The organism is Herbidospora sp. RD11066 (assembly GCF_054661255.1).
Genome location: NZ_BAAGDO010000003.1, coordinates 275,949 through 300,329, shown reverse-complemented (window position 1 = coordinate 300,329; position 24,381 = coordinate 275,949). Strand labels below are relative to the sequence as shown.

At 69.0% G+C, this 24,381-nt stretch carries 26 protein-coding genes; 11 read left to right on the top strand and 15 right to left on the bottom strand.

The window, feature by feature from the left end; genetic code table 11:
- Position 1: 1 nt before the first annotated feature.
- Complete coding sequence (locus tag ACYQ78_RS12905; protein ID WP_459801032.1) at positions 2 to 484, bottom strand: tripartite tricarboxylate transporter TctB family protein; 483 nt, start codon at positions 482 to 484, stop codon at positions 2 to 4.
- On the bottom strand, positions 484 to 1,449 hold the full coding sequence (locus ACYQ78_RS12900; protein ID WP_459801031.1) for a Bug family tripartite tricarboxylate transporter substrate binding protein: 966 nt from the start codon (positions 1,447 to 1,449) through the stop codon (positions 484 to 486). The genes ACYQ78_RS12905 and ACYQ78_RS12900 overlap by 1 nt, the downstream gene beginning before the upstream one ends.
- Positions 1,450 to 1,579: 130 nt before the next feature.
- On the opposite strand from ACYQ78_RS12900, the gene ACYQ78_RS12895 reads away from it, so the two are divergent.
- The 3 genes from ACYQ78_RS12895 (at position 1,580) to ACYQ78_RS12885 (ending at position 5,827) form a co-directional block, all read left to right on the top strand.
- Entirely contained in the window at positions 1,580 to 3,139 is a 1,560-nt protein-coding gene (locus ACYQ78_RS12895; protein ID WP_459801030.1) for an ATP-binding protein, read from the top strand.
- Positions 3,139 to 3,801, top strand: a complete 663-nt coding sequence (locus ACYQ78_RS12890; protein ID WP_459801029.1) for a response regulator — start codon at positions 3,139 to 3,141, stop codon at positions 3,799 to 3,801. The genes ACYQ78_RS12895 and ACYQ78_RS12890 overlap by 1 nt, the downstream gene beginning before the upstream one ends.
- A gap of 238 nt (positions 3,802 to 4,039) precedes the next feature.
- Positions 4,040 to 5,827 carry an elongation factor G gene (locus tag ACYQ78_RS12885; RefSeq protein ID WP_459801028.1) on the top strand — a complete coding sequence of 596 codons (1,788 nt, stop codon included), beginning with the start codon at positions 4,040 to 4,042 and terminating at the stop codon, positions 5,825 to 5,827.
- A 43-nt stretch (positions 5,828 to 5,870) separates the two neighbouring features.
- Here ACYQ78_RS12885 and ACYQ78_RS12880 read toward each other — a convergent pair whose 3' ends face one another.
- The 4 genes from ACYQ78_RS12880 to ACYQ78_RS12865 are packed head-to-tail and all read right to left on the bottom strand — an operon-like array spanning position 5,871 to position 8,627.
- Positions 5,871 to 6,116: a hypothetical protein gene (locus ACYQ78_RS12880; protein ID WP_459801027.1), complete on the bottom strand. Its 246-nt coding sequence runs from the start codon at positions 6,114 to 6,116 to the stop codon at positions 5,871 to 5,873.
- Positions 6,117 to 6,449: a DUF6247 family protein gene (locus ACYQ78_RS12875; protein ID WP_459801026.1), complete on the bottom strand. Its 333-nt coding sequence runs from the start codon at positions 6,447 to 6,449 to the stop codon at positions 6,117 to 6,119.
- Between the two features lie 28 nt (positions 6,450 to 6,477).
- Complete coding sequence (locus ACYQ78_RS12870; RefSeq protein WP_459801025.1) at positions 6,478 to 7,077, bottom strand: YoaK family protein; 600 nt, start codon at positions 7,075 to 7,077, stop codon at positions 6,478 to 6,480.
- 17 nt (positions 7,078 to 7,094) lie between these two features.
- Positions 7,095 to 8,627: a glycosyl hydrolase family 18 protein gene (locus ACYQ78_RS12865; protein ID WP_459801024.1), complete on the bottom strand. Its 1,533-nt coding sequence runs from the start codon at positions 8,625 to 8,627 to the stop codon at positions 7,095 to 7,097.
- 159 nt (positions 8,628 to 8,786) lie between these two features.
- On the opposite strand from ACYQ78_RS12865, the gene ACYQ78_RS12860 reads away from it, so the two are divergent.
- From ACYQ78_RS12860 to ACYQ78_RS12850, 3 genes are read left to right on the top strand one after another with little or no spacing between them, the layout of a single operon-like run.
- Positions 8,787 to 9,359 carry a DUF6461 domain-containing protein gene (locus ACYQ78_RS12860; RefSeq protein ID WP_459801023.1) on the top strand — a complete coding sequence of 191 codons (573 nt, stop codon included), beginning with the start codon at positions 8,787 to 8,789 and terminating at the stop codon, positions 9,357 to 9,359.
- Positions 9,356 to 9,898 (top strand): DUF6461 domain-containing protein, encoded by a 543-nt coding sequence (locus tag ACYQ78_RS12855; protein WP_459801022.1) that lies wholly within the window; start codon positions 9,356 to 9,358, stop codon positions 9,896 to 9,898. The genes ACYQ78_RS12860 and ACYQ78_RS12855 overlap by 4 nt, the downstream gene beginning before the upstream one ends.
- Positions 9,895 to 10,428, top strand: a complete 534-nt coding sequence (locus ACYQ78_RS12850) for a DUF6461 domain-containing protein (RefSeq protein ID WP_459801021.1) — start codon at positions 9,895 to 9,897, stop codon at positions 10,426 to 10,428. Before ACYQ78_RS12855 ends, ACYQ78_RS12850 begins: the two co-directional genes overlap by 4 nt.
- Before the next feature lies 1 nt (position 10,429).
- Here ACYQ78_RS12850 and ACYQ78_RS12845 read toward each other — a convergent pair whose 3' ends face one another.
- Positions 10,430 to 11,371 (bottom strand): NAD-dependent epimerase/dehydratase family protein, encoded by a 942-nt coding sequence (locus ACYQ78_RS12845; protein ID WP_459801020.1) that lies wholly within the window; start codon positions 11,369 to 11,371, stop codon positions 10,430 to 10,432.
- Positions 11,372 to 11,432: 61 nt separating this feature from the next.
- Here ACYQ78_RS12845 and ACYQ78_RS12840 point away from each other — a divergent pair, with 61 nt between their 5' ends.
- On the top strand, positions 11,433 to 11,990 hold the full coding sequence (locus tag ACYQ78_RS12840) for a TetR/AcrR family transcriptional regulator (protein WP_459801019.1): 558 nt from the start codon (positions 11,433 to 11,435) through the stop codon (positions 11,988 to 11,990).
- Between the two features lie 8 nt (positions 11,991 to 11,998).
- Here ACYQ78_RS12840 and ACYQ78_RS12835 read toward each other — a convergent pair whose 3' ends face one another.
- The 5 genes from ACYQ78_RS12835 to ACYQ78_RS12815 all read right to left on the bottom strand — a co-directional run bounded on the left by ACYQ78_RS12835 (position 11,999) and on the right by ACYQ78_RS12815 (position 19,585).
- Entirely contained in the window at positions 11,999 to 12,274 is a 276-nt protein-coding gene (locus ACYQ78_RS12835) for a hypothetical protein (RefSeq protein ID WP_459801018.1), read from the bottom strand.
- Positions 12,271 to 13,323, bottom strand: coding sequence for a threonine synthase (locus tag ACYQ78_RS12830; protein ID WP_459801017.1), 1,053 nt, complete (start codon positions 13,321 to 13,323; stop codon positions 12,271 to 12,273). The genes ACYQ78_RS12835 and ACYQ78_RS12830 overlap by 4 nt, the downstream gene beginning before the upstream one ends.
- 71 nt (positions 13,324 to 13,394) lie before the next feature.
- Positions 13,395 to 17,741, bottom strand: a complete 4,347-nt coding sequence (locus tag ACYQ78_RS12825; RefSeq protein ID WP_459801016.1) for a galactose-binding domain-containing protein — start codon at positions 17,739 to 17,741, stop codon at positions 13,395 to 13,397.
- Positions 17,742 to 17,921: 180 nt separating this feature from the next.
- The gene (locus ACYQ78_RS12820) at positions 17,922 to 18,557 is read right to left on the bottom strand and encodes a response regulator (protein WP_459801015.1); all 636 of its coding nucleotides are present in this window, start codon (positions 18,555 to 18,557) and stop codon (positions 17,922 to 17,924) included.
- A complete protein-coding gene (locus tag ACYQ78_RS12815) occupies positions 18,554 to 19,585 on the bottom strand; it encodes a sensor histidine kinase (RefSeq protein WP_459801014.1) in 1,032 nt (343 codons plus the stop codon). Before ACYQ78_RS12815 ends, ACYQ78_RS12820 begins: the two co-directional genes overlap by 4 nt.
- A 257-nt stretch (positions 19,586 to 19,842) precedes the next feature.
- Between ACYQ78_RS12815 and ACYQ78_RS12810 the strand changes: the two genes are divergently transcribed.
- Positions 19,843 to 20,487 carry a DUF2306 domain-containing protein gene (locus ACYQ78_RS12810; protein WP_459801769.1) on the top strand — a complete coding sequence of 215 codons (645 nt, stop codon included), beginning with the start codon at positions 19,843 to 19,845 and terminating at the stop codon, positions 20,485 to 20,487.
- Here the strand turns inward: ACYQ78_RS12810 and ACYQ78_RS12805 are convergent.
- Positions 20,429 to 20,857: a hypothetical protein gene (locus ACYQ78_RS12805; RefSeq protein WP_459801013.1), complete on the bottom strand. Its 429-nt coding sequence runs from the start codon at positions 20,855 to 20,857 to the stop codon at positions 20,429 to 20,431. The two genes, ACYQ78_RS12810 and ACYQ78_RS12805, sit on opposite strands and share 59 nt — an antisense overlap.
- 58 nt (positions 20,858 to 20,915) lie before the next feature.
- Here ACYQ78_RS12805 and ACYQ78_RS12800 point away from each other — a divergent pair, with 58 nt between their 5' ends.
- Genes ACYQ78_RS12800 through ACYQ78_RS12790 form a run of 3 tightly spaced genes read left to right on the top strand, consistent with a single transcriptional unit; the run spans position 20,916 to position 22,945 of the window.
- On the top strand, positions 20,916 to 21,902 hold the full coding sequence (locus ACYQ78_RS12800) for a DUF6745 domain-containing protein (RefSeq protein WP_459801012.1): 987 nt from the start codon (positions 20,916 to 20,918) through the stop codon (positions 21,900 to 21,902).
- A complete protein-coding gene (locus ACYQ78_RS12795) occupies positions 21,902 to 22,291 on the top strand; it encodes a hypothetical protein (RefSeq protein WP_459801011.1) in 390 nt (129 codons plus the stop codon). Before ACYQ78_RS12800 ends, ACYQ78_RS12795 begins: the two co-directional genes overlap by 1 nt.
- 57 nt (positions 22,292 to 22,348) lie before the next feature.
- Positions 22,349 to 22,945, top strand: coding sequence for a class I SAM-dependent DNA methyltransferase (locus tag ACYQ78_RS12790; protein WP_459801010.1), 597 nt, complete (start codon positions 22,349 to 22,351; stop codon positions 22,943 to 22,945).
- A gap of 4 nt (positions 22,946 to 22,949) precedes the next feature.
- On the opposite strand, the gene ACYQ78_RS12785 is transcribed toward ACYQ78_RS12790, so the two are convergent.
- Together ACYQ78_RS12785 and ACYQ78_RS12780 are read right to left on the bottom strand one after the other, a co-directional pair.
- Entirely contained in the window at positions 22,950 to 23,309 is a 360-nt protein-coding gene (locus ACYQ78_RS12785; protein ID WP_459801009.1) for a PASTA domain-containing protein, read from the bottom strand.
- A 41-nt stretch (positions 23,310 to 23,350) separates the two neighbouring features.
- The gene (locus tag ACYQ78_RS12780; RefSeq protein ID WP_459801008.1) at positions 23,351 to 24,118 is read right to left on the bottom strand and encodes a putative protein N(5)-glutamine methyltransferase; all 768 of its coding nucleotides are present in this window, start codon (positions 24,116 to 24,118) and stop codon (positions 23,351 to 23,353) included.
- Positions 24,119 to 24,381: the final 263 nt, after the last annotated feature.

Here is a 24,381-nt window from a genome sequence, read left to right as displayed (position 1 = left end):
GTCAGATCAGCCCTTCCAGCGGGCCGCCCGGCAGGGTGACGCCGAGGCCCTTCACGAAGGCCAGGTACGACGCCACGGCCAGCACGATCGCCAGCACCCCGGCCCGGAGCCGGTTCTCGGCCCCGAGCACCCACGACACCCCGAAGAACAGCAGGGCACCGGCGATCATCCAGCCCAGGAAGTCGACGGAGACGGCGAAGGCCAGGAAGATCACGCTGATCAGGGCGACCGACTTCTTGTCCGAGGTGGCGGACGGATCGACGTCCTCGCTCTCCTCCGGATCGCCCTGACCGCCGCGCAGCACGTCCACCACATAGAACACGCCGGTCGCGATCATGGCGGAGCCGACGATGATCGGGAAGAACCGCGGTCCCAGCCCGAGTGTCGAAGCCGCCGCCGTCACGTCGGCGGTGCCGACGATGACGAACACTCCCAGGGCCAGTACGGCCCCCGCGAGCAGCAGTTCCGGGTTCTTCCACCTCATCAGGAAACGAGCCCCATCTCGGCGATGATGCCCTTCACCCGGGTCGACTCGGCGGCCATGTAGTCGGCGAAGGGCTGGCCGGTCTGGAAGACGTCGATCCAGCCGTTCTTGGCCACCGCGTCCTTCCACGCCTGCGAGTCGTGCATCTTGGTGACCAGGTCGGTGAGCGACTGCTTGCCGGCGTCGTCGAGCCCGCCCGGAGCCACGAACCCACGCCAGTTGGCCAGCTCGACGTCGAGCCCGCCCTCCTTCAGCGTCGGCGCGTCGATGCTGGCGAGACGGTCGGGGGAGGAGACGCCGAGGGCGCGCAGCTTGCCCGACTTCACGTGCTCCGCGAACTCGCCGATCCCCGAGATGCCGATCGCGACCTTGCCGCCGAGCAGCGAGTTGAGCGCCTCACCGCCACCGGAGTGGGCGATGTAGTTGACCAGCTTCGGGTCGACCCCGGACGCCTTGGCCATCAGCCCCGCGAGGATGTGGTCGGTGCCACCGGCCGAACCGCCGGCCACCGCGACCTTGGCGGGGTCGGTCCGCCACGCGTTGGCGAGATCCTGGAGGTTCTGGAGCGGAGAGTCGGCCGGGACGACGACGATCTCGTACTCCTCGGTCAGCTTGGCGATCGGCGTCGTCTCGGCCAGCGTGACCTGCGACTTGTTCTGCTCGATGGCGCCCACCATGACCAGGCCCATGGTCATGAGCAGGTTGGCGTTGCCCTTCTCCCCGACGAGCTGGGTGAGCCCGATCGTGCCACCGGCACCGGGCACGTTGTAGACCTCGACCTTGAGGTTCGGGTCGGCCGACTTGAAGGCCTGCTCGGCGGTACGGGACGTCGTGTCCCACCCGCCACCGGGCGCGGCCGGAGCCATGATCTTGATGGCCGTGGTGCCACCACCGCCGGACGACGGTGCTCCACAGGCCGCGACGGCGGTCAGCAGAGCCGCCGCCAATATCAGAGTTCGTCGCATCGCCGACTCCCACAGTGGTTTCCTGAACGTGTGAGGATGCTGAGTGACAGCGCACGATCCGTCGATCCTTTATGTGATAGACGTCATATAGGTCATATTGGTCACGCACATGGGCTCATATAGTGAACGCGTGAAACGGCTGCTCAACGCCTCATTGGGCACCCAGCTGTTCGTCCTCCAAATGGTCATCGTCCTCCTCACGGTCGTGGGCACCGCGACCGTCTGGGTCGGCCACACCCGCCGCCAGCTCGACGAGCAGTACGAACAGCGGGCCCTCGCCATCGCCGAGTCGGTCGCCGGCCTGCCCGGAGTCCGGGAGGCCTTCGACGACCCCCACCCCGAGGCGACGCTGCAACCGATCGCGCTGAGCATCCAGAAGGCGACCGGCGCCGACTACGTCGTGATCGCCAACAGGGACCAGATCCGCTACGCCCACCCGACCCCGTCGCTGATCGGCCAGAAGCTGTCGACCGACGGCGCCGAGGTCCTGGAGACGGGCGAAGAGTGGACCGGCATCCAGACCGGCACCCTCGGCACCTCCGTCCGCGGTAAGGCCCCGATCTTCGGCCTGAACGGCGAGATCATCGGCCTGGCCAGCGTCGGCATACTGGAGAAGACCGTCGCCGCCGAACTCGCCGACGCCCTCCCCCCACTCGTCTGGACGGTCATCGGCGTCCTGGTCCTGGGCTCCGCCGCAGCGGCGTTCATCACCCGCCGGGTCCGGCGCCAGACCTTCGGCCTGGAACCCAAGGAGATCGCCGGCCTGCTCGAACAGCGCGAGGGAGTGCTCCACGGCGTGAAGGAGGGCGTCGTCGCGCTGGATCTCGACGGCCGGATGACCCTGATCAACGACGCCGCCCACGAACTGCTGGGCGACGTGGGCGGCTCGCTCGACGACCTCCCGTCCAACGACCGCCTCCGCGACGTCATGGCCGGCGACGACGTCGGCGACGACCGCATCGTCCTGCGCCGAGGCCGCACCCTGGTCCTGAACCGGACCCCCGTCGAGGTCCGTGGGCAGCACCGCGGCTGGGTGGTGACACTGCGGGACCGCACCGAGCTGATCCGCCTCTCCCATCAGCTGGACGAGGCCAGCAACACCACCGACATGCTGCGCGCCCAGGCCCACGAGTTCGCGAACCGCATGCACACCGTGGTGGGATTGCTGGAGCTGGGCGAACAGGAGATGGCGGTCCGCTACATCACCGAGTCGGCGGGCGGCCAGTACACGACCGACATCCGCGAGCAGGTGAAAGACCCGACCCTGGCGGCCCTGCTGCTGGCCAAATCGGCCCAGGCGGCGGAGCGGGGAGCTGCCCTGCGCCTGGCCGACGACGCGTGCGTCGAAGAGGGAACCCTGGGCGACCCCCACGACGCCGTGCTGGTGGTCGGTAACCTGGTCGCCAACGCCCTCGACGCCCTGGAAGACGGCGGCGGAACGGTGGAGGTGTGCGTCCGGACGACGGCCGAAGGTCTGCACGTCCGCGTCAGCGACGACGGCCCGGGAGTGGCCGCCGACCTGGCCGAAGAGGTCTTCCGTGAGGGCTTCACCACCAAGGCGGCGCACGCGGGTCCTCGCGGCCTGGGCCTGGCGCTGACCAGGCAGGCATGCCTACGGCGCGGTGGGTGGGTAAGGGTGCACAACGAGCGCGGGGCCGTGTTCACCGCGCTGCTGCCGAGGCGGTCATGATGATCAGAGTTCTCGTCGTCGACGACGACTTCATGGTGGCCCGCATTCACGTGGGATACGTCGGGCGGGTGCCCGGCTTCTCCGTGGTCGGTACGGCCCATGGTGGCCGCGCGGCCATCTCCTCTGTGGAGGAACTCCGCCCCGATCTCGTCCTTCTCGATGTCTATATGGCGGACATGTCGGGCCTGGACGTCCTCCACCACCTACGCGGCCTGGCACACCCGGTGGACATCCTGATGATCACGGCGGCCAACGACATGTCGACCGTGCGGGCGGCGCTGCGCGCGGGCGTGGTGAACTACCTGGTCAAACCCTTCACCGCCGCCGAGTTGACCGAACGCCTCGACCAGTACGCCCAGACCCGCCGCCGCCTGGCCACCGCCGGAGCGGTCGCCCAGGACGACATCGACCGCCTGCTGGGCGGAGCCACCCGAACCGTGCTACCGAAGGGCCTGTCCACCACGACGTGCGCCCTGGTCGCGGACGCGCTGCGCACCAACGGCGGAGATCTGTCGGCTGCGGAGACGGCTGCGGCGACGGGGCTGTCCCGGGTGAGTGCGCGGCGGTACTTGGAATATCTGTGCGCCACGGGTCAGGTCGAACTCCGCGCCAGATACGGCACGGCAGGCCGCCCGGAACACCGCTACCGCTGGACCGCCTGAAAACCGGTTTATGGCGGCAGGCCCCTTTTGCTACGGTCGCTCTGCCAGTCAGGCCGAGCTACGGAGGGGACGTCATGCGGTACGCCGTCGTGCCCTTCCGTGCATTCCAGGTGATTCGCGTGTCTTCCGGTGCCCGGCTTCGGCTGCGCGCCCGATTCCGGTTGACCGCCTTCTCCTTCTCGTAGAGGGCTCCATCGCGCCGTCCTTTCCGGATACACCTCGCGAAAGCGCAACGGCCATGACTCTCCGCAACATCGGCATCCTCGCCCACGTAGACGCCGGCAAGACCACCGTCACCGAACGGATCCTGTTCGCCACCGGGGCCACGTACAAGCAGGGCGAAGTTCACCACGGAACCACCGTCACGGATTTCGACCCGCAGGAACGCGACCGCGGGATCACGATCTTCTCGGCGGCGGTGACCTGCCACTGGCAGGGCACCCAGATCAACCTGATCGACACCCCCGGGCACGTCGACTTCTCCGACGAGGTCGAACGCTCCCTGCGGGTGCTCGACGGCGCGGTCGCGGTGTTCGACGCGGTGGCGGGGGTGGAACCGCAGAGCGAATCGGTCTGGCGGCGGGCCGACAAATACGGCATTCCGAAGATCGTGTTCGTCAACAAGATGGACCGGCCCGGCGCCGATCTCGACGCGACCGTCGAGGCGATCCGCCGCAGGCTCCATCCCATGCCACTGGTCCTCGGCAGCCCTGACCTGGTCGAACAGGTGGCACAACTTCATCCGGACGTCCTGGACGAATACCCCGACGTATCCCCCGCAACGCTTCATGGAGCGCTGCGGGAACTGACGGTCAGGAACGAGGCGGTCGTCGTGCTGAGCGGGTCGGCCTACCGCAACCAGGGCATCGAGGCGCTGCTCGACGCCGTGGTGGCCTACCTGCCCGAACCGCGCGTCGAACCGAGGCCCTTCGCGGGGCTGGTGTTCAAGGTGGCGGAGCGGACCGCGTTCCTGCGGGTCTATTCCGGCACGCTGCGCAAGGGCGACACCGTTCTCGACGCGACGACCGGGACGACCGAGCGCGTGTCCAGGATCCTGCGCGTCCAGGCCGACCGGCACACCGACCTCGACCGCGCGGAGGCCGGGGACATCGTGGCGATCGTCGGGCCCAAGGCGGTCAAAACCGGTGCGACGCTGACCGATCCGGCCGCGCCGCTCGTGCTGGAGCCGCCGTCCACGACGGAACCGGTCGTCTCGGTCGCCGTCGAGGCGGCGACCAGGGACGAGCACCAGCGGCTCATCGCCGGGCTGGTCCGACTGGCCCAAGAAGATCCTTCCATTCGTGTACGAACAGACCCCGAGACCGGCCAGACCATCCTGTCCGGCCTGGGAGAACTCCACCTGGAGGTGGCCGTGGAGAAGATCCGCCGCGACCGCGGCCTGACCATCCGCGTCGGCGCCCCGCAAGTGGCCCTGCGCGAGACGGTCGTGCGGGGCGTGGCCGGGGTGCTCTACCGCCACGTCAAACAGGACGGCGGCGCGGGCCAGTACGCCCACGTCGTCATCGACGTCGAGCCGTCCGACGAACCGTTCGCCTTCGCGAGCACGGTCGTCGGCGGCAAGGTGCCGAAGGAGTACGTGAAGGCGGTCGAACAGGGCTGCCGCGACGCCCTGGCCGACGGGCCGCTCGGCGGGCACCCCGTCATGGGCCTGCGGGTGACCCTGACCGACGGCGCCACCCACGTGAAGGACTCCTCGGAGCTGGCCTTCCGCACCGCGGGCCGCCTCGCCCTGCGCGAGGCGCTGCGCCAGTGCGCGATGGCCGTCCTCGAACCCGTCACCGAGGTCACCGTGACCGTGCCCGACGACCTGGCGGGCGGAGTGCTGGGCGACCTGGCCGCGAGAAAGGGCCAGGTCAGCGGGACCGAAGCGCGTCCGGGCACGGTGGTCATCACCGCGACGGTGCCCCTGGCCGAGGTCTTCGGCTACGCCACCCGCCTGCGCAGCCGCACCCAGGGCCGAGGCGCGTTCACGACCCGTCCGGCGGGTTACGCGCTGACCCGCTGATCCATCAACGGCGATGGCGGTCGACGACCGTCATCGCCGCCCATCATGGCCATTCGACGCGGATGAGGTAGACCTCGCGCTGGTGATCCAGAACCACGTAGGTCGCGAGCCCGCGCTCACCGAAAGCATGGGTGAGCATGTTCGCCTTGGGATTGGCCGAGTTGTACGGCTCGCCGCTCCACGGCGCCACGCTCAGCAGCGCGAACAGGTCGGCCAGAGGGCGCAGGGCTTCTTCGGGAAGAGCCGCGATCTGCTCCTCGGCGATCGGGTCAAGACTGAGGGCGAACACCTAGATGTCGATACCCCGGTCTCGGAGAACCTCTTGCCAAGGCCTTCCTCGAGTGATCGCCTCACCGGCGAGGGCGCGTTCGGCCTTGAGGTGCATCTCCCGGCGTCCCTCAGGATCTTGGATCGAGTCACACGCGGAGATCCACCAGCGATGCACGAAGTTGTTCAGGGCGCCGAGATCCAGGCTCACCCTGACCTCGTCGAGAACCGCCTTGAGCCCCGCGTCGAACGCCTCCCGATCCTGTGGCACGACCAGAGCGGCGCGGATCGCCCGTAGATTCTTCTCCGGCAGCGACGGTTCCGATGGCGCGAAATCATGTCTCTCCGCGGTCATGACGGTTCCTCCTCTCCGTCCCCCAAGCCTACAGAGGCCGGGCTGGCCGCTCGGGCGGTAGCAGGAAGATCGCGCTGATCAGCAGCATCACCGCCAGCACCGGTGCGAACGGCCGGGCCGCGAGCAGCAGCCCGGCCGTGGCCGCCGCTCCGGCCGCGAGGGCGCCGATCTGCCGGAGGGCCACCACGAAGGTGTCTCTCCGGCCGGTCGCCAGGTCGTGGAGGGAGGTGGTCAGCACGCCCGTCATGTACGTCGTGTTCGGCCGCAGCCCCAGCATCATGGCGCTCTGGCCGCCCATCGCGATCGCGGCCAGCGCCAGCAGGACCAGCTGCCCCGACAGGTCGGGGCGGGTGCCCGTCACGATCCACCCGATCGCCACGATCACGAGCAGGACCAGCTCGGCGAGCAGCCCCGCCGTGCGTTTCGACCGGAAGGTCACCGACCAGGCGTAGGCGCCGGCGCCGAACCCGCCGACCGCCGTCAGCGCCGTCAGGAACTGGCCGGACGCCGCCGTCACCACGTTCCCGGTGATGATGCCGGCGAAGGCGCCGCCGAGCTCCTTGAAGGTCAAGAGGTCGACCGCGCCGGCGCAGCAGGCCAGCGCGGTCGTGCCCCACGTGATCCGCATGGAGGGTGACGTACCCCCTAGCGGCCCTGCAGTGCCTTCACGTTGTCGCCGAAGGTCCAGTTACGCGAACCGTCCCAGTTGATCGACCAGGTCATCAGGCCCTTGAGCTGCCCGCTGAAACTGTTCCACGCCTGCGACACCAGCGACGGCGACATGTGGCCGCCACCTGCGCCGACCTGCGCGGGCAGCCCCGGGACCTGCTTGTCGTACGGCACCCGGATGGTCACGCCCTGAATAACGAGACCATTATTCAGACAAGTGGTTTGCGCGACGAATCCCTGAACGGTTCCCGCCGAATAAGAATCGCCGGAACATCCGTACATCGACCCATTATAGTATTGCTGGTTGAGCCACCAAAGGCGGCCATTGTCGGCGTATTTCTTAATAATGGGAAGATATGCTCCCCAAATAGAACCGTAAACCACGCTTCCGCCGGTCACGTAGGCCGTTTCCGGGGCCATCGTCAGGCCGAAGTTCGAGGGCATCTGGGCGAGCACGCCGTCGATGATGCGGATCAGGTTCGACTGCGACGGCGACAGGGTGTTGATGTTGCCGCTGCCGGTCAGGCCGGTCTCGATGTCGATGTCGATGCCGTCGAAGTTGTACCGCTTGAGGATCGGCACGATCGTCGCGATGAACCGGTCGGCGACCACGCTCGACGACAGGTCGATGCCCGCCGTCGCGCCGCCGATCGACATCAGGATCGTCGCGCCCGCCGCCTTGGCGGCGCACATCTCGGCCGGGGTGGCGACCTTGACGGTCGCGTCCATGCCGTCCTCCCACAGGACCGTCCCGTCAGAACGGATGACCGGGAAGGCGGCGTTGATCACGTTGTAGCCGTGCTGCTTGATCCGGGCGTCGGTGATCGGGATCCAGCCGAGCGGCGGGTGGACACCGTTGACCGCGCCGTCCCAGTTCTCCCAGTAGCCCTGGAGCACCTTTCCGGTCGGCTTGCTCTTGACCGCGCAGGTCGGGCCGACGGTGGGGGTGACCGTCGGCGTCGGCGAGGGGCTGGCCGAAGGCGAGGGTGACGGCGACGGCGACGGGGAGGGGGAAGGCGAGGGAGACGGGGAGGGGCTGGGGTTGGTGCCGCCCGGGCCGTCGAAGACGATGTCGTCGGCGTGGTAGGTGCCCTGGCCGTACCAGCCGTGCAGGTAGACCTGTGCCGAGGTCTGGCCGGCGGCGGTGGTGAAGTTCAGGGAGAGCTGGCGCCAGTCGGCCGACGACGTCCAGACGGAGCTGCCGCCCTGAACGCCCAGGTAGACGTAGTTGCCCCGGACCCACGCCGTGATCACGTAGGCCGTGCTCGGGCGCACTGACACGTTCTGGCTACAGCGGGCGTTGTCCGAGGCGCTGGCCGCGCCGGCAAGAGCTCTCGTTCCTGTACGAACCGGGGAGGCCACCACCGATCCGAGGCCTCCCGTACACGTCCAAGGAGACAGCGCCCCCGATTCGAGGCCGGGATTGGCGAGCAGGTTGGCCGCGTTGGCCTGTGAGGGGATGAGCAGCGCGGCCACCAAGGCCAACGCCAAGAACACAGCACGTTTCACGAGGAAACCCTTCTGTCGCCCGGGCAGCGCAGATCACCGGGGGTGGGGTGCGGGCCACGGTGACTGGGGCTCGCGAGCAACAGCAGTCGAATTATCTGACAATGATCGCGCCGGAGTCCATAGGAGGATTTGTCGGACCCGGCTGCCAGACTGCGCGCCATGATCACTGCAGCGGACTACTCCTGGCAGCACGACTGGCAGGAGATCTACACGGTCACCTTCGTCAGGGGTGCCGACCGGGACGAGGTCCTGCGCCGCTTCGGTGTGCCCGAGCCGGGCGAGGTGACCTGGGAAGACATCTATGAGCGGGTCGACGAGATGGACGGCCAGAACGACATGGTCGTGGCCGTCCCTGCGGGTGAATGGGTGATCGTCCTGCACCTGTGGGGCTGGGAGGCGGCGGAGGACCCCTTCCTGGCGGAGCTCTCACGTGGTGGCGAGGCGGTGTCGGTGATGCGCCACGAATACGCCGCCTCCCACTACTTCGGCCATGCCGTCGACGGCGACCTGCGCACCGCTTTCCGCCCGAACTACCCCAAGGAACGGAACGGCTCCACGCCGGACGCCCTCCTCGACGACATGCGCGACCTCGGCCTGAACCCGGAGCCCGAGGACTACTACCTCGGCGGCATGGTCGCCCCGGCGCTCGCCCTGGCCGGTCGCATCACCGGCGTGGTCTTCACCGCCGACCTTTTCCAGGACCCTCTGTACGGAGGGACCCCCGCCGAATGAACCACCCGATCTTCACGATCACCTGGGTGCGCGGATGGGACGTACACGAGACCCTGAAGCGCCTCGGCGTGCCGGAGACGACCACCTACACCTGGGCCGACCTGTACCGGCGCGACCAGGAGACCAGCAGCCACAGCGACTACGTCGTGGTCGCTCCGGCGGGCGACTGGACGATGGCGCTCCAGATCGGCGGCTGGTGGTACGCCTTCGACCCCGACCTGTGCACGGCGACCCGAGGCGGCGGCGAGGCCGTCTCGGTGATGCGCCACGACTACTCCCACGGCCAGTTCACCCACAGCGTCGACGGCCGTTCCCGCACCTATTTCTCCATCTGCGAACCGGGCACCCGCTGGGGCGGCACCCCCGACGCCCTCATCGACCTGATGCGCGAGGTCGGCCTCGACCCCGAGGCCGACGACCACCTGTCCAGGACCGAGGCGTTACCCAAGGCCCTGGCTCTGGCGGGCCGCCTGACCGGCGTCCCCTTCCACGACCAGTTCACCGAACCTCTGATGGGCGGCCAGATATGTCGTACATGACCACCGAGCTGGAGATCTGCACGGTCACCTTCGTGAGGGGCGCCGACGAGCGCGAGGTCCTGCGCCGCTACGGCGTGACCGACCCCGGCGAGGTGCCCGTCGAAGACCTCTATGAGATGGACGACGAGACCAGCACCGTGGTCGCCACGAGCGTCGGCGAGTGGGTCGTCGTCCTGGAGGCCAACGGCTGGAGCACGATCGACGACGCGTTCTTCACCGCCCTGTCGGCGGGCGGCGAGGCCGTGACGGTCCTGCGCCACGACTTCACCTCTTCCGGCCACTTCGCCCACGCGGTCGACGGCGACCTCCGCACCCAGTTCGACCCGAATGCGCCGTACGACCACAAGGGCAGCGCCCCCGACGCACTGAACGACCTGATGCGCGAACTCGGCCTCGACCCCGACGACGAGGACGCCGAGTGGGACGACGGCACCACCGAGGCCCTGGCCCTGGCGAGCCGCATCACCGGCGTCGCCTTCACCGCCGACCTCTTCGAGAACTCCCTGTACGGCGGCCTGATCGACAAGTGACTCAGACGTAGCCGCCTTCGATGAGGCTGCGCCCCGTGTCGGCGATGACGTCCTCGGTCGGGCGGGGGTTCCAGCCGAGCACCGACCGGGCCTTGGCGTTCGACAGGTGGCGGATCTTGCCGACGTTCTTGGCCGGCTCCGCCATCCGGGGATCGGCCCTGACCACCTCGTCGGGCAGCAGCCTGGTCGGCGTCGTCGCGCCAAGCCGCTCCCGGAGCACCTGCGCGATGAAGGCCATCGACACCGCGTCGCCGGACGCCCCGATGAACCGCTCCCCGGCCGCCTTCGGTGACGTCATGGCGAGCAGGTGGAGGTCGGCCGCATCACGTACGTCGAGCATCCCGAACCAGAGGTTCGGAATGGCCGGCATGCTCCCGTTGAGCAGCCCCGCCAGAATGGTGATCGAACTGGCGTAGCGCGGCCCGAGGACGGGCCCGAAGATCCCGGTCGGATTGACGACCGTGAGCTCCATCGCCCCCCGGTCGAACGCCCACGCGGCCCGCTCGGCGACCAGCTTCGACTTCGGATAGGCCCCGATGTCGCCGTCGATCTGGGACCAGTCGTCTTCGGTGAACGGCCGATCGGTCTGCGGATGCCCATAGCCGATGGCCGCGAACGATGAGGTCACCACGGTCCGGCGGACGTTCGCGTCGCGCGCCGCCCGCAGGACGCGCAGAGTGCCGTCGCGGGCTGGAATGATCACGTCATCCTCGTCCTGCGGCTGGGCCGCGGGCAGAGGGGAGGCGACATGAAGCACGTAGTCGCACCCTTCCACGGCCTCATCCCACCCGTCGTCGGAGGTGAGATCGGCGATGACCGAAGGAACCCCCTCGACAGGGTCTTTCCGGACGGTGGTCCTGACGTTGTAGCCCGCGGCTTGAGCGGCGGCGATGACGCGGGTGGCGAGGAAGCCCGTCCCGCCTGTGACCAGAACTGTCTCCATGCCCATGACGATACGATAGAAAACGGACAGTCGACAACGCGTTTTCGCTAAGGAGGAACAGATGCGCAGCCGCCTGACCGAGGAACGGGAACGCGAACTGCTCGGCACGGCCCTGGCCCTGGTCCGCGAGAAGGGCTACGACAAGGTGACCATCGACGACATCGCCCGCGCGTCCCGCGCATCGACGGCGACGCTGTACCGGCGGTGGGGCGGCAAAGCCAAGATGGTGATCACAGCCGTGAAGGTGAGCAAACCGGCCGGCCCGGAGGAGATCGACACGGGCTCCCTGCGCGGAGACCTGCTCTTGGCGACGCGACGGGGGACGGTGCCTCGGCCCCTGACGGGGCTGGCCCAGGCGGTGCTGGTGGACGAGGAACTGCGGGCCGCTTTCCACGAGCTGATGATCGAACCGGAGCTGGCAGTGCTGCGGAGGGCCTTGCAACGCCACGTCGAGTCGGGCGAGATCGACGAAGCCAACCCGGTCCTGACCATGGTCGACCGATTGCTCATCGGGCCCTTGGTCGCGGAGGCACTGTGGCTGGGCGACACACCAGGCCTGGCCGAACGACTGGTCGACGAGGTGGTGCTGCCCTTGCTGACCCGAAACTCCAGTGAGTGAGGCCGTGCCTAAGAATTCGAGCGCACTCGCCGGGTCACTCGGAACAACAGTCCTAGCTCGATGACGAGAAGCACCACGGCGACCGCTATCGCGACGACGACCATCTGCTCTTCCGAAGCCCCGCCGACGCAGACCGTCATATTGCCGCCGTCCTCGGAAGCGTGTCCGCAGGTAAGGGCGAGGACGATCGCACCGATGGAGAGATTGGCCAGCAGAAGTGGCAGTGCGCTCAGAAGAATGACCAGCGTGAGGTACCACGGCCGGGTCTTCGGCTTTCGAATCACGGTGTACCCGAACTCTTGAGGCCGGTGGCGGTGATCGGGGCGAGGACCTTCTTTCCGGTCAGGCGGTCGGCCAGAGCTGTCAGGCCCGCCAGGGCGATTGCCGACGTCGGTTCCGCGTAGACCCCCGCCAGACGCAGCCTCTCGTGGGCTTTCCACAGGGCGGCGTCGTCGAGCGCCAGAACGTCGGTCGCGTGCGCCAGGATGGCTCGGCCCCTGGGTGGGTGGGCGATCTTGATGCCCTCGGCCGCCGTGTCGCCCACGACGACCTCGACCGGATCAGGGCCGTCGGTCACCAAGGGCGTGCAGGCCGTCGACTGGATGGCGTAGATGTCCGGCACCCGATCCGTCAGGCCCGCGTCGCGGAGGTCGGCGAACCCGTGGGCGATACCGAGCATCAGCGTCCCGGCGCCGACCGGGAGCACGACCGCGTCGGGCACGCCCATCTGTTCCCACGCCTCGAAGGCGAAAGTCCTGGTCCCCGCGATGAAGAGCGGATGCCACGCATGGGAGGCGTACACGTCACCGGTGACCGATGCGTGGGAGACGGCGGCGTCGGCCACGGCCTGGCGGGTTCCGGGGACGGCGTGCAGCTCCGCGCCGTAGGCCGAGATCTGCCGGAGTTTGCCCGGTGAGGCCGAAGCGGGCGCGAACACGTGACACTTCAGCCCGGCCCTTGCGCTGTACGCCGCCAGCGCCGCCCCCGCGTTCCCCGAGGAGTCGATCACGGCGGATGAAGCACCGTGGGCCTTCAGCCACGACACGAGTACGGCCGTGCCCCGGTCCTTGAAGGAGCCCGTCGGCAGGGCGCCCTCCAGTTTGAGGGTCAGGTCGACCCCGTCCCACGGCAACCGGACCAGCGGGGTGACCGGCTCTCCGAGGGAGACCGGTTCGGGCACCGGCAGCCAGGAACGGTAACGCCACACGCCTTCCCCCGAAGAAGGGGACCCTTCGAGCGGCACCCGAGGAACGTCGAGCACGCCCCCGCACGAGGGACAGGCCCAGGCCAGGGGATCGACGACCACGTCACACGCGGAGCAGCGCAGGTCCATCGCATCAACGTACAGAAAACGGACCAGCCGTGAGCCCCCCGGCCCACGGCTGGTTCCTGATCCGGAAAAGGTCAGTTGATGATGAACTGCGTGCCCGGCTGGCGGACGATGTCGCCGTCGCCCGAGTTCGTGATGGTCACGTTCGTGAGGGTCGCCGTGCCGCGGGCTCCGGACATCGCCAGGATGCCGGCGCCGTTGTTCGACTTGTCGATCTTCACGTTGGTGATCGCGGCGGTCACCTCACCGCCGCCCGTCTTGAACTGGATGCCGTCGTACGTCGAGTCGACGATGTCGGTGTCCCGGATGGTCACGCCCGGGATGCCGGTCGACTGGGCGAACAGCGTGATTGCGCCGAACTCCTGGTCTTCGTTCCAGAACGCCCCGCCGGTCCGGTAGAGGCCGTTGTTGGCGATCAACGTCGTCCCGCTGAAGGGGATCGGGTCGTGGTCGGTCGCCAGCATGATGCCGGGGTAGTTCGCGGTGTCGTAGATCAGGTTGTTCTCGATCTTGTTGCCGAAGCCGCCGTAGACGGCGATGCCGTTGGCGCGCCAGGGCAGCTGGATCGTGTTGTTGGTGAAGCTGTTGTTGGAGCCGATGTCGACCGAGACGTCCTTGACGTACTTGGACGCCCACACGGCCAGCGCGTCGTCACCCGTCGTACGGAAGGAGCTGTTGAAGACCTTCGAGTTGCGGGTGCCGTTGGCGAAGTTGATGCCGTCGGCGTAGGTGTTGCGGATGCGCATGCCGCTGAACTCGACCCCGTTGCCGGGGCCCCACAGCTCGGGGATGTTCGAGTAGTCGCGGCCGGCCCAGACGCCCACGTTGGCGTGCTCGATCCACACGTTGGTGATCTTCGTGTTGACACCGAACCGGCCGTTCAGGCCCACGCCGCCCTCGGCGCCGCCGGGTCCGCCGCGGATGCGGCCGGAACCGAAGATCGCGATGTCCGAGATCTGGGTGTTGCTGTCGATGTCGAAGCCGAAGTTGCCCTCGTGCGGGTGGTTGATGCCGCCCTGGACCAGGTGCGGTTCGACGGTCGTGTAGAGCTGCGAGTGCCACATGCCGGCGCCGCGGATCTGCACGTTGCTGATGCCGACCTGGTTGTGGGTGCCGCGGTTCAGCGGGTCGTCGGTCAGGATCTTCTGCTCCTGACGCCACTGACCTGCGGGGATCCACACGCAGCTGATGACGCCGTTCTGGTCGTCGGTGACCGCGCGCTGGATCGCCTGGGTGTCGTCGAGGCCGTCGTTGGCGACCGCGCCGTACTGGGTGATGCTGGTGCAGCCGGACGGCTGGCTCAGCGGGGGTGCGACCTGCTCCAGGTCGATCAGGTCGATGATGTAGAACGACGCGTCGTCGGTGGCGTCCCGCTGGAGGCGGAACTTGGTGCCGACCGGGTAGCTCTGGCTGAGCAGGGCGTTCGACTCGTCGAACAGGCGCCGGGCGTCGCCGCCGGGGTTCTGCGAGAGGCCCTCGGGGTCGTCGGTGGAGCCGTACAGCCACGAGTGCTTGGAGCTCAGGGTGATCTTGCGGTTGAACGTGCCGTTGATGTAGAGGCTGATCGTCTTGTCCTGGCCGCCGCCGCTGGCCGCGTCGGGGATCGAGTTGCGGATGACGATCGAGTTCGACGGCACGGTCGAGGTGAACTCCACGTACTGGCCGGTGCTGTTCAGGCGCACCGAGCTGCGGCCGCTCGACTCCGTGGCGAAGTTGGTGTGCCCGAAGGTGCGCAGCGCGTCGGCGGTCAGGACCGTCCCGTTGTGCACCGCGGCCTCGGCCTCGTATTCGGTGTACGGCACCGCGGCGCCGCGTCCGACCACGATGGCCTGCGTGAACGTGTTGTTCGACTCGTTGGTCTCGGCGATGGCGCCGGTGGCGTCGGCCGTGGCGGTGATGGTGGCGCCGCCGGAGGTGGCCGTCCAGGTGCCGGTGATCGCGACCTGCGCGGTGGCGCCGGCGGCGATCGAGGCGGTGCTGGTGTTCAGCGTGGTCGAGCCGACCTGGACGCGGGTGGTGCTCGCGCCGCTGGCGGTGGTGCCCCGGTTGTGGACCGAGACGGTGAAGCTGACCGCCGCGCCGACGGCCGGGTTGGCCGGGGCGGAGGTCACGCCGGTGACCGTCAGGTCGGGGCCGGGGGCCTGGGAGACCGTCAGCTGGGTCGGCGCGGTGAAGGTGTTGTTGGTCTCGTTCTGCTCGAACACCGTGTTGTCGGGGTCGACCGTGGCGGCGACCGAGTAGGTGCCCTGCGGGCGGGTGCCGACGCTCTGGGTGAACGTGGCCTCGGCTCCGGCCGCGAGGGCCGGGATGTTGACCGTGCCGACGAGGCTGCCGCCGACGACGACGTTCACGCTGTCGGCCGCCGACGCCGAGGTGCCGTTGTTGCGGACGGTCCCGGAGACGGTGATCGCCTGGACCTCGCTGGGCGCGGTCGGCGTCCAGCTCAGCGCGGTGACCTGGAGGTCGGGGTTGGGTGCCGGGGTGCCGAACACCTGGAACTCCGCGATCTGGCCAGCCGGGGCGCCGGTGTTGCTGGTGATCCGGAGCTGCACGTCGGCGGTGGTCGCGGTGACCGGGATCGTCACCGTGTTCTGCGCGGCCGGGTTGAACGTGTAGTTCGTCGCGCCGACCAGGCTGGTGTAGGTGGCCGAGGCCTGGTCACGGCCGAAGACCTGGACGTTCTGGGTCCGCGAGCCCCACGCCGACGACGGGTTGAGCTTCAGCACCACCGAGGTGATGCTCGCGTTGGCGCCGAGCTTCACGGTGAGCACGCTCGGCCAGACGCCCGAGGCGCCCTCCCAGTAGGTGTCCAGGTTGTTGTCGTTGGCGTTGGCCGCGACGAACGTGTGGACGTGGCCCGACTCGGTGATCTCCTTGCCCTGGGCCAGGTTGGTGCCGGTGGGCGGGTTGGAGCCCGTACGGGTCACCGAGTTGCCGAACGGGCCGTTGTTGGCGACCGCGTCCTTGGCCCGCACCTGGTAGGAGACGGTGACCGTGGCGGGCTGGTTGTCGGTGTAGGTGAGCACGTTGGCGGCGACCGTCGCCAGGTAGTTGCCGTTCCGGTGGATCTCGTAGGCGGCCACGCCGACGTTGTCGGTCGCGGCGCCCCAGGCCAGGCGGATCTGCCCGGCGGCGGGCTCGGTGTAGCTCAGCGTCCCGGGCGCGCTCGGGGGCTGGGTGTCGCCACCCGGCGTGCCGGTGCGGGTGACCGAGTTGCTCTGGGCGGAGGTGTTCCCGGCGGCGTCCCGGGCGCGCACGGTGTAGCTCACCGTCGCGGTCGAGGGCTGGGTGTCCGTGTACGTCAGCACGTTGCCGGCGACCGTGGTGACGGAGGTCCCGTCGCGGAAGATCTCGTAACCGGTCACCCCGACGTTGTCGGTCGAGGCGCCCCAGGCGAGCCGGATCTGGTTGCCGGCCGGTTCGGTGAAGCTCAGGGTGCCGGGGGTGCTGGGCGCCTGGGTGTCACCGGGGGTGGTGGGGCCGTACACCTCGAACTCGGAGATCTGCCCGGCCGCCCAGCCGGTGTTGCCGGTGATGTTCAGGCGGACGTAGCGGGTCGAGGTCGCGGTGAAGTTGATCGTCACCGTGTTGGCGCTGGCCGGGTTGAAGACGTAGCCCGTCGACCCGACGATGTCGGAGAACGAGCTGCCGTTCGTGCTGCCCTGCACCGCGAGGGTCTGGGTGCGCGTCGCCCAGCCGGAGGCCGGGAGCTTCAGCACCACCCGGTTGATCGAGGTGGACGCGCCGAGGTCGACCTGGAGCCACTCGGGGAAGACATTGTTCATGCTCTCCCAGTAGGTGCCCTGGTTGCCGTCGTTCGCGTTCGAAGCAACGTAATTCTGCGACACGGAGCTGCCGCTCATCGGACGGCCGGAGGCAAGATTCCCACCGGTTCCGGTTCCGGCCGTGCCGTAGATCTCGAATTCCGAGATCTGCGCGGCGGGCCAGCCGGTGTTGGCGGTGACGTTGACCCGCCAGTAGCGGTGCGTGGCCGAGCCGAAGTTGATGGTGACGGAGTTACCGGTGGCCGGGTTGAACGTGTAGTTCGCCGAGGCCACGACGTTGGAGAAGTTGGTGCCGTCGGAGCCGCCCTGGACGGTCAGGGTCTGCGTCCGGGACTGCCACTCGGTGGGAGCGGGCACCTTGAGCACGATCTGGTCCACGGCGGTGGCACTGCCGAGGTCGATGCGGGCCCACTGCGGGAAGCTGTTGTTGACGCTCTCCCAGTAGGTGCCCTGGTTGCCGTCGTTGAGTGCGGAGGCGGAGGAGCCTCCGGTGGAGCTGGAGACCGCGGCGGCCTTGCCCAAGGACAGGTTGGGCCCGCCCGCGGCGGACGCGGGTGCGGCGAGGAGTCCAGACGCGACAAGGCCGGCGACGACGACCGTCGCCACCAGCCTCAGGGGTCCGTGCAGCTTTCTCATTCGCGTTCTTCTCTCGTCAGGGGGCGACAGGGTGAGACACGGATGGGGGTGGAAGCACGGACGCAGTGCATTCCCTGAAGAGTTGCGAGAAATGGAGAGAAATTAGACGACAAATTGCAAGATTCTTGCGTAGCGCTGGTCGAATGTTACATACGTGCTACGAAGCCGTCAATGTTCCTGTCACCTGCGGATGAAGCCGCTCCGGTACGCCCACACGACCGCCTGCGTCCGGTCGCGGACGCCGAGTTTGGTGAGGATTCCCTTGATGTGGGTCTTGACCGTCTCGACCGAGACGTTCACCGCCGCGGCGATCTCGGCGTTCGACCGGCCGTCGGCGAGCGCTCTCAGCACGTCGGCCTCCCGGTCGGTCAGACCGGGGTCGTCGAGGGCGGGCCGCGAGGCCAGGATGCCCATCAGCCGCCGGGTGATCGGGGGCGCCAGCAGGGCGTCACCGGCGGCGACCGTCCTCACCGCCCGCACGATCTCCGCCGGGGCGGCCCTCTTCAGCAGGAACCCGTCGGCCCCCGCCCTGATGGCCCGGTCGACCACTTCGTCCTGGTCGAACGTGGTCAGCACCAGCACGCGCGGCCGGGGCTGCGGCCAGCCGGTGATCACGCGGGTGGCCTCGACACCGTCGTGGCCGGGCATCCGGACGTCCATCAGCACCACATCGGGCCGGTGGAGCCGGGCCTGGTAGACGGCGGTCAGCCCGTCGGCGGCGACCCCGGCGACGGTCATGTCGGGTTCGGCGCCGAGCAGCACCGCCAGGACCTGCCGCACCAGCGGGTCGTCGTCGGCGATGACCAGCCTGATCACGCTGGGAGAACCGCCCGCACCCGGAACCCGTGCGGGGTCGGCCCGGCGGTGAGCACGCCGCGCTCCGCCTCGGCCCGCGCCCGCATGTTCGCCAGCCCGCGCCCCGGCACCGGCTCGGCGAAGCGGCCCTCGTTGGTCACCTCGATCCGGACGCCGGTCCCCGTCCGGCCGATGACCACCGAGATGCGCCCTTCGGCGGTGTGCCGGAGCGCGTTCGTCACCGCCTCCTGGACGATCCGGTAGCCGTTGGTCGTCAGCGGCACGTCACCGGCGTCGAGGGTGAGTTCGCGTCCGGCCGCCCTGACCCGCGCGGCGAGGGTGTCGAGTTCGGTCGACGGGTCGAGCACGTGCAGCAGCCGGTCGAGTTCGTCGAGCGCCCCGCGCCCGAGCTCCTCGATGTGGCCGAGCGCCTCCCCGCCGAACGAGGGCACCTGGCGGCCGACCCCGGCCTGCATGACCATCACGTTGACCGTGTGCCCGAGCGAGTCGTGCAGCTCCCGCGCCAGCCTCACCCGCTCCTCCATCAGCACGACCTTCCGCCGGTTCCGCGCCGCGATCCCCGCCGTGGTGGACAGGAACAGGCACATCACCACCCCGGCAAGATCAGTCGCCTCCGGTACGCAGTGGTCGAAGACCGCCCACCCCGCGACGGCGGCCAACGTCAGCAGCAGGCCCGGGAGCCACCGTTCGTCGAGCGAGTGGAAGGCGAACACCGCCACCCAGGCGGTCCACTGCACGAACACGACGGAGTACCCGGCCCCCGCGTTGACCGAGAGGACCACCCCTTCGAAGACCAGCACCGCCATCGGCGCCCTGGTCCGCCAGAGAAACCCCAGCGCCCCCGCGACGGGCAACGCGAACCCGAGCGCATCGGTCTCCCGATAGGGCGGCCCCGCCTCGACGAACAGCGTGACCACCACGGCTCCGACCAGCAGAGCGGAGGCGAGCAGCACGTCCGACCGGGTCGGCCGCGTGCTCGCCCCGAGCCGGGGCCGAGCCGCCGGCCGGTGGCTCCTGCGCTCCCTCACCCACGTCCTCATGCGCGGGCTCGGCCGGGCTCTTGGCCGGAGATCCCGGCGTGTCGTCGCATGGTGGCTGCGCCTTCGGGTCGGTGCCGCCCGCTTCCGGTGACGACGCGCGGGCGCCGGCAGCCCCTCCGGCGCCCGCGTGTCGTCGGCATGAGCGACATTTCCCGACTCATTCTCCGAGCGCTCCGGCTACGGCGCCTCCCTCCTGAGAGGGAGGTGGTCGCGGGTGTCTCGTCCTTAGCCTCTCGTCCGTGAAGATGACCGCGTACTGGTGGTTCCTGTTGACGGCGGTGGCCGTCGCCGTGTTCTTTCCGCTGCCCTATCTGCTCGATTCGCTGGAGAACCTTTCCGAGGACGCCCCGCTCTCCGCCAATTACGTCGCGCAGAACGCCGTCGTGCAGGGCGCTTTCTACGCGCACATCGTTTTCGGCGGCACCGCGCTCTTCCTGTCGCCGTTCCAGTTCGCGGCCCGGATCAGGAACCGCGTTCCCCGCGTGCACCGGGTCGTCGGCCGGATCGCCCTCGCGTCGATCCTGGTCGCGGGCGTTTCCGGGGCGGTCATCGCGCCGGTCAACGCGGCGGGGGCCATCGGGACGGCCGGATTCGGGACGCTGGCCGTGCTGTGGGTGGCATTCGCCGTCATGGCGTTCGCGGCCATTCGGAAAGGTGACGTCGAAAGGCACCGCCAGTGGGCCACGCGCGTGTTCGCGCTGACCTATGCGGCGGTCACTCTACGGTTGTGGCTGGTGGTGCTCATGCCGACTCTGGGGTCGTTCGAGGCGGCGTACAAGATAGTGCCTTTTCTCTGCTGGGTGCCCAACCTGATCGTGGCCGAATGGTTCGTCAGGAAATCCCGTAGACCGCGAGGAACAGCCGCAGTCTCGGCACATCCTGTTCGGTGAGGAGCCGGTCGAGCATGGCCATGACGGGCGCCCGGTCGCGCCCGGCCAGGCGCTTACGCAGCAGCGGCGGCACGGCGCGGGTCAGTTCGGTGAACGCGAGGGCGCGGATCTCGCCGTCGGCGCGCTCGGCGATGTCGAGGAGCCTGACCACGGCCTCGTCGTCCTCGGCGGGCGGCCGGACGCTGGTCCGCCAGGCCGCGATGGCGGAGATGCCCGCGGCGAGGGAGGAGATGAGGGCGCTCATCGAGGTCACCACCCCCGAACCGACCCCGAACGACGTCATCGTCTGCGAGGTCAGCGTGCCGAAGGAGAGGACTCCGGCGATGACGACGAGCCCGAGGATGAGATAAATCGTTAAGTTCGACCTCATTTGATCAGGTTATGATCCAGGACATGATCGTTGGAAAGGACGACACCACCCACATCTGGTGAGTGTCACGAAGCGGCGAGACGCCGCCGCCATCCGCGAAGAATGGCTCGCGATCGCCCTGTCGACCGAGCCCGCCGACCGCCCCGAAGCCGAAGCGGCCATCACCGGCCTCTACCGGCTGAACGGACTCCCCCCACCCAGGTTCCACTGGGTCGCCTCTCCGGCCGCCGCGATCGAGTTCCTCGATCCCCGAACGGCGCTGACGCGCCTGTTCCGCACGCGGTACCAGGAGATGCGGCGCGCCTTCGAGTCCGGCCTGGTGGTGAGCCGGGCCAGGAGGAACGAGGTCCACCGGCTGGTGGTCGATCCGATGCTCCGGAGCCGCCCACCTTCCAGGCTGGTCGTGTACGACCACGACCGCGAGTGGCCGGAGGTCCACGACCTGTCCTGGCTGTCCCGCTACGACTGCCTGCCATGGGTGCCCGGAGTCGACGGCCCCGATCTGTGGGAGCGGGTGGCCCGCGCCGGAGGCTGGTGGCTGCCCTACCGAGAGGTGTGCGTGGTGGCGGATCGGCCGCAGGTCGTCCACACCCAGCCGCGGTCCGGAGGCGACGCGGTGGTCCTCCACCGGGACGACGGACCGGCGGTCGTCTACCGCGACGGCCGGTCGGTCCACGCGTGGCGGGGCAGGCGCGTGCCCCGCTGGGTCATCGAGGAGCCGACGATCGGCCGCATCGGGAGCGAATCCGACCCCGAGGTCCGGCTGGCCGCGATCGAGCGGATGGGCTGGGCCGAGTACATCGACCGGTCGGGGGCGCGTCTCGTCGCGACCGCCCCCGATCCGGGGAACGACGCCGACCTGCGCCTCTACGACGTCATGGAGCGAAGAGTCCTGATCGTCGTCAACGGAACCGTCGAACGCGACGGTGACCGCCGCCGTTACGGCCTGCTCGTTCCCGCAGGCATCACCGACCCGGTCGAGGCCGCCGCCTGGACCTACGGCCTCACCGCCGACCTGTACGCCCAACTCGTGAGGAGGACATGATGATCACCCTGGATACCCTGACCACCCGGACCGGACGCACCTTCGACGACCATCTCGACCGCACCCTGACCATCCCCGTCCTCGCCGGGATGCAGGCACAAGGCGACCTCATCGTCATCCCCGGCGGCGCGCAGCCGGCAGGAGAGTGGGAGCAGGTGCCCGCAGAGGGCACGGTGCTCCTCGACGGCGTCCACCCGCACGTGCTGTTCGCCGAGCCCGGCACCTGCCGCGTCCAGGCACATCCGGCGGACCTCGCCCTGATCGAGGCGACCGCGCCCGTCTATCTGATGCATCCCGAGCACGGGGCGACCGGCCTCGCGCCCGGTGTCTACGTGGCCCGCCGCCAGCGCGAATGGCGGGAGAGCGCCTTCCAGGACGTCTGCGACTGATCGACGACTCCGGGCGAAGCGGCATGTCCGGTTCGCCCGGAGTTCTATCGTGTCCGGGTGCCCGACTTCCTCACCGAGACCCGCGCCGGATACGACGCCCTGGTCACCGAATACGTCCAGCTCTTCCCTGAGGTCACCGAGCCCGAGGCGGCCGCCCTGGCCCGCTTCGCCGAGGCGGTCCCGCCCGGCCCGGTGCTGGAGGCCGGGAGCGGCACCGGCCGGGTGACGGGCTGGCTGCACGCGAAGGGCCTGGACGTCTCGGGCGTCGAACTGTCGCCCGGAATGCTCGCCGTCGCCCGCGCGACCCATCCCGATATCGAGTTCGCCGAGGGCGACCTGCGCTCGCTCGGCCGGGCCGACAGTTCGCTGGCCGGGCTGGTCGCCTGGTATTCGCTCATCCACATCCCGCCGGACCTGCACCCCGGCGTCTTCGCCGAGTTCCACCGCGTGCTGCGGCCCGGCGGCCTGATCATCGTCGGATTCCAGGTCGGCGAGGAGATCGCGCGCGTGCGCGACATCGACTTCCACCGGCTCGACCCCGACCGCGTCGCCGCCCTGCTGAAGGAGGCGGGTTTCGAGCCGGTCGCCCGGGACGTCAGGGAGCCGGTCGGCACGGAGTCGACCCGGCAGGGCTGGCTGATGGCCAAGCGCTGATCGGTTAGTTGTCGGTGTTCAGGGTGATCCTGGTGGAGAAGGGCACCTGGCTGCCGCCCGCCGGCTCCTGCCGGGTGACGTAGCGCGACTCGTCGGCGCTCGTCACCCCGGTGCGGTCGAGCAGCCAGTAGCCCTCCCGCTGGAGGACGCCGACCGCCTCCGACCACTGCATGCCCGTCACGTCGGGCAGGGTCCCACCCTTCTTGACCAGCTGTTCCCTGGCCTCGGCGCGGTTCGCGTAGTACTCGTCCTGAGAGCCGATCAGGATGCTGCACCCGCCGCCCAGGATGAGGGTCGCCAGGACTAAGGCCATGATCACGGATGAGCGGTCACGCTCGCGGAGCGGCGGTGCAGTGTCGTTCATGGTGACAATCTGACGTTGTTAGGGACGGGCGGAAATACCTGTTATCGAATCGGCATTTGCCCGACGATGACAGTCGCGTCAAGCTCCTCCGAAGACGTGATCCGCGGCTCCAGCCCGGCCTTCAGCAGGGCTGTGCACGCGCTGGCCGCCTGCTCGTCGGAGGTCTCCACGAGCACCGATCCGCCCGGCGCCAGCCACTCGGGCGCCAGCCGGAACACCCGCCTGATCAGCTCGAGTCCGTCTTCGCCTCCGTCGAGGGCCACGAGAGGTTCGTGCAGGCGGGCCTCCGGCGGCAGGAAGTCGACCTCTTCGGTCGGTACATAAGGGGCGTTCGCCACCAATACGTCGATGCGCCCCCGCAGGAGGAGCGGGAGCGCCTGGTAGAGGTCGCCCTGGTGGACCGGCGCCCCCGGGAGGTTCCGCCGGGCACACGCGACGGCGGCGGGGTCGATGTCGGCGGCGTACAGGAGGATGCCGGGAACCTCGGCGGCGACGGCCGCGCCGACGGCACCGGTGCCGCAGCACAGGTCGACGACGACCGAACCCGGGCGGGCCAGCGCGACCGCCTCCCCGGCCAGGAACTCGGTGCGGCGGCGGGGCACGAACACCCCGGGATCGACGAGAACACGCAGGTCACGGAAGCGGGCCCAGCCCAGCACCTGTTCGAGGGGGAGCCCGGCCGCGCGCTGGCCGACCATGTGGCGCAGGTCGGCGGGGGAGTCGGCGGTGGCGAGGATCAGCCGCGCTTCGTCTTCGGCGAAGACGCAGCCCGCGGCGCGGAGTTCGGATACGACGGATGAGAGGAACACGAGACCTGCCTTCCTTGGCGGAACTGGGCGGGAATGGGTCTCACCTCCTCGTCGTAGGGCCTTGCGAAACGCCACCACTCTACCCCACACCCGGAAAACCGGTATGCGGGTTGAACGGTGATCTGTACCGTCTTTAATGTCGGTTCGCGGATGGCGCGGGTCGAAGACAATCGGTTATCGATTTCGGATCGAGAGGTCGTGGGTTCGAATCCCGCCCGGGGTGCCACATGCCCCGGTAGCTCAGCGGTCAGAGCACTTAACCC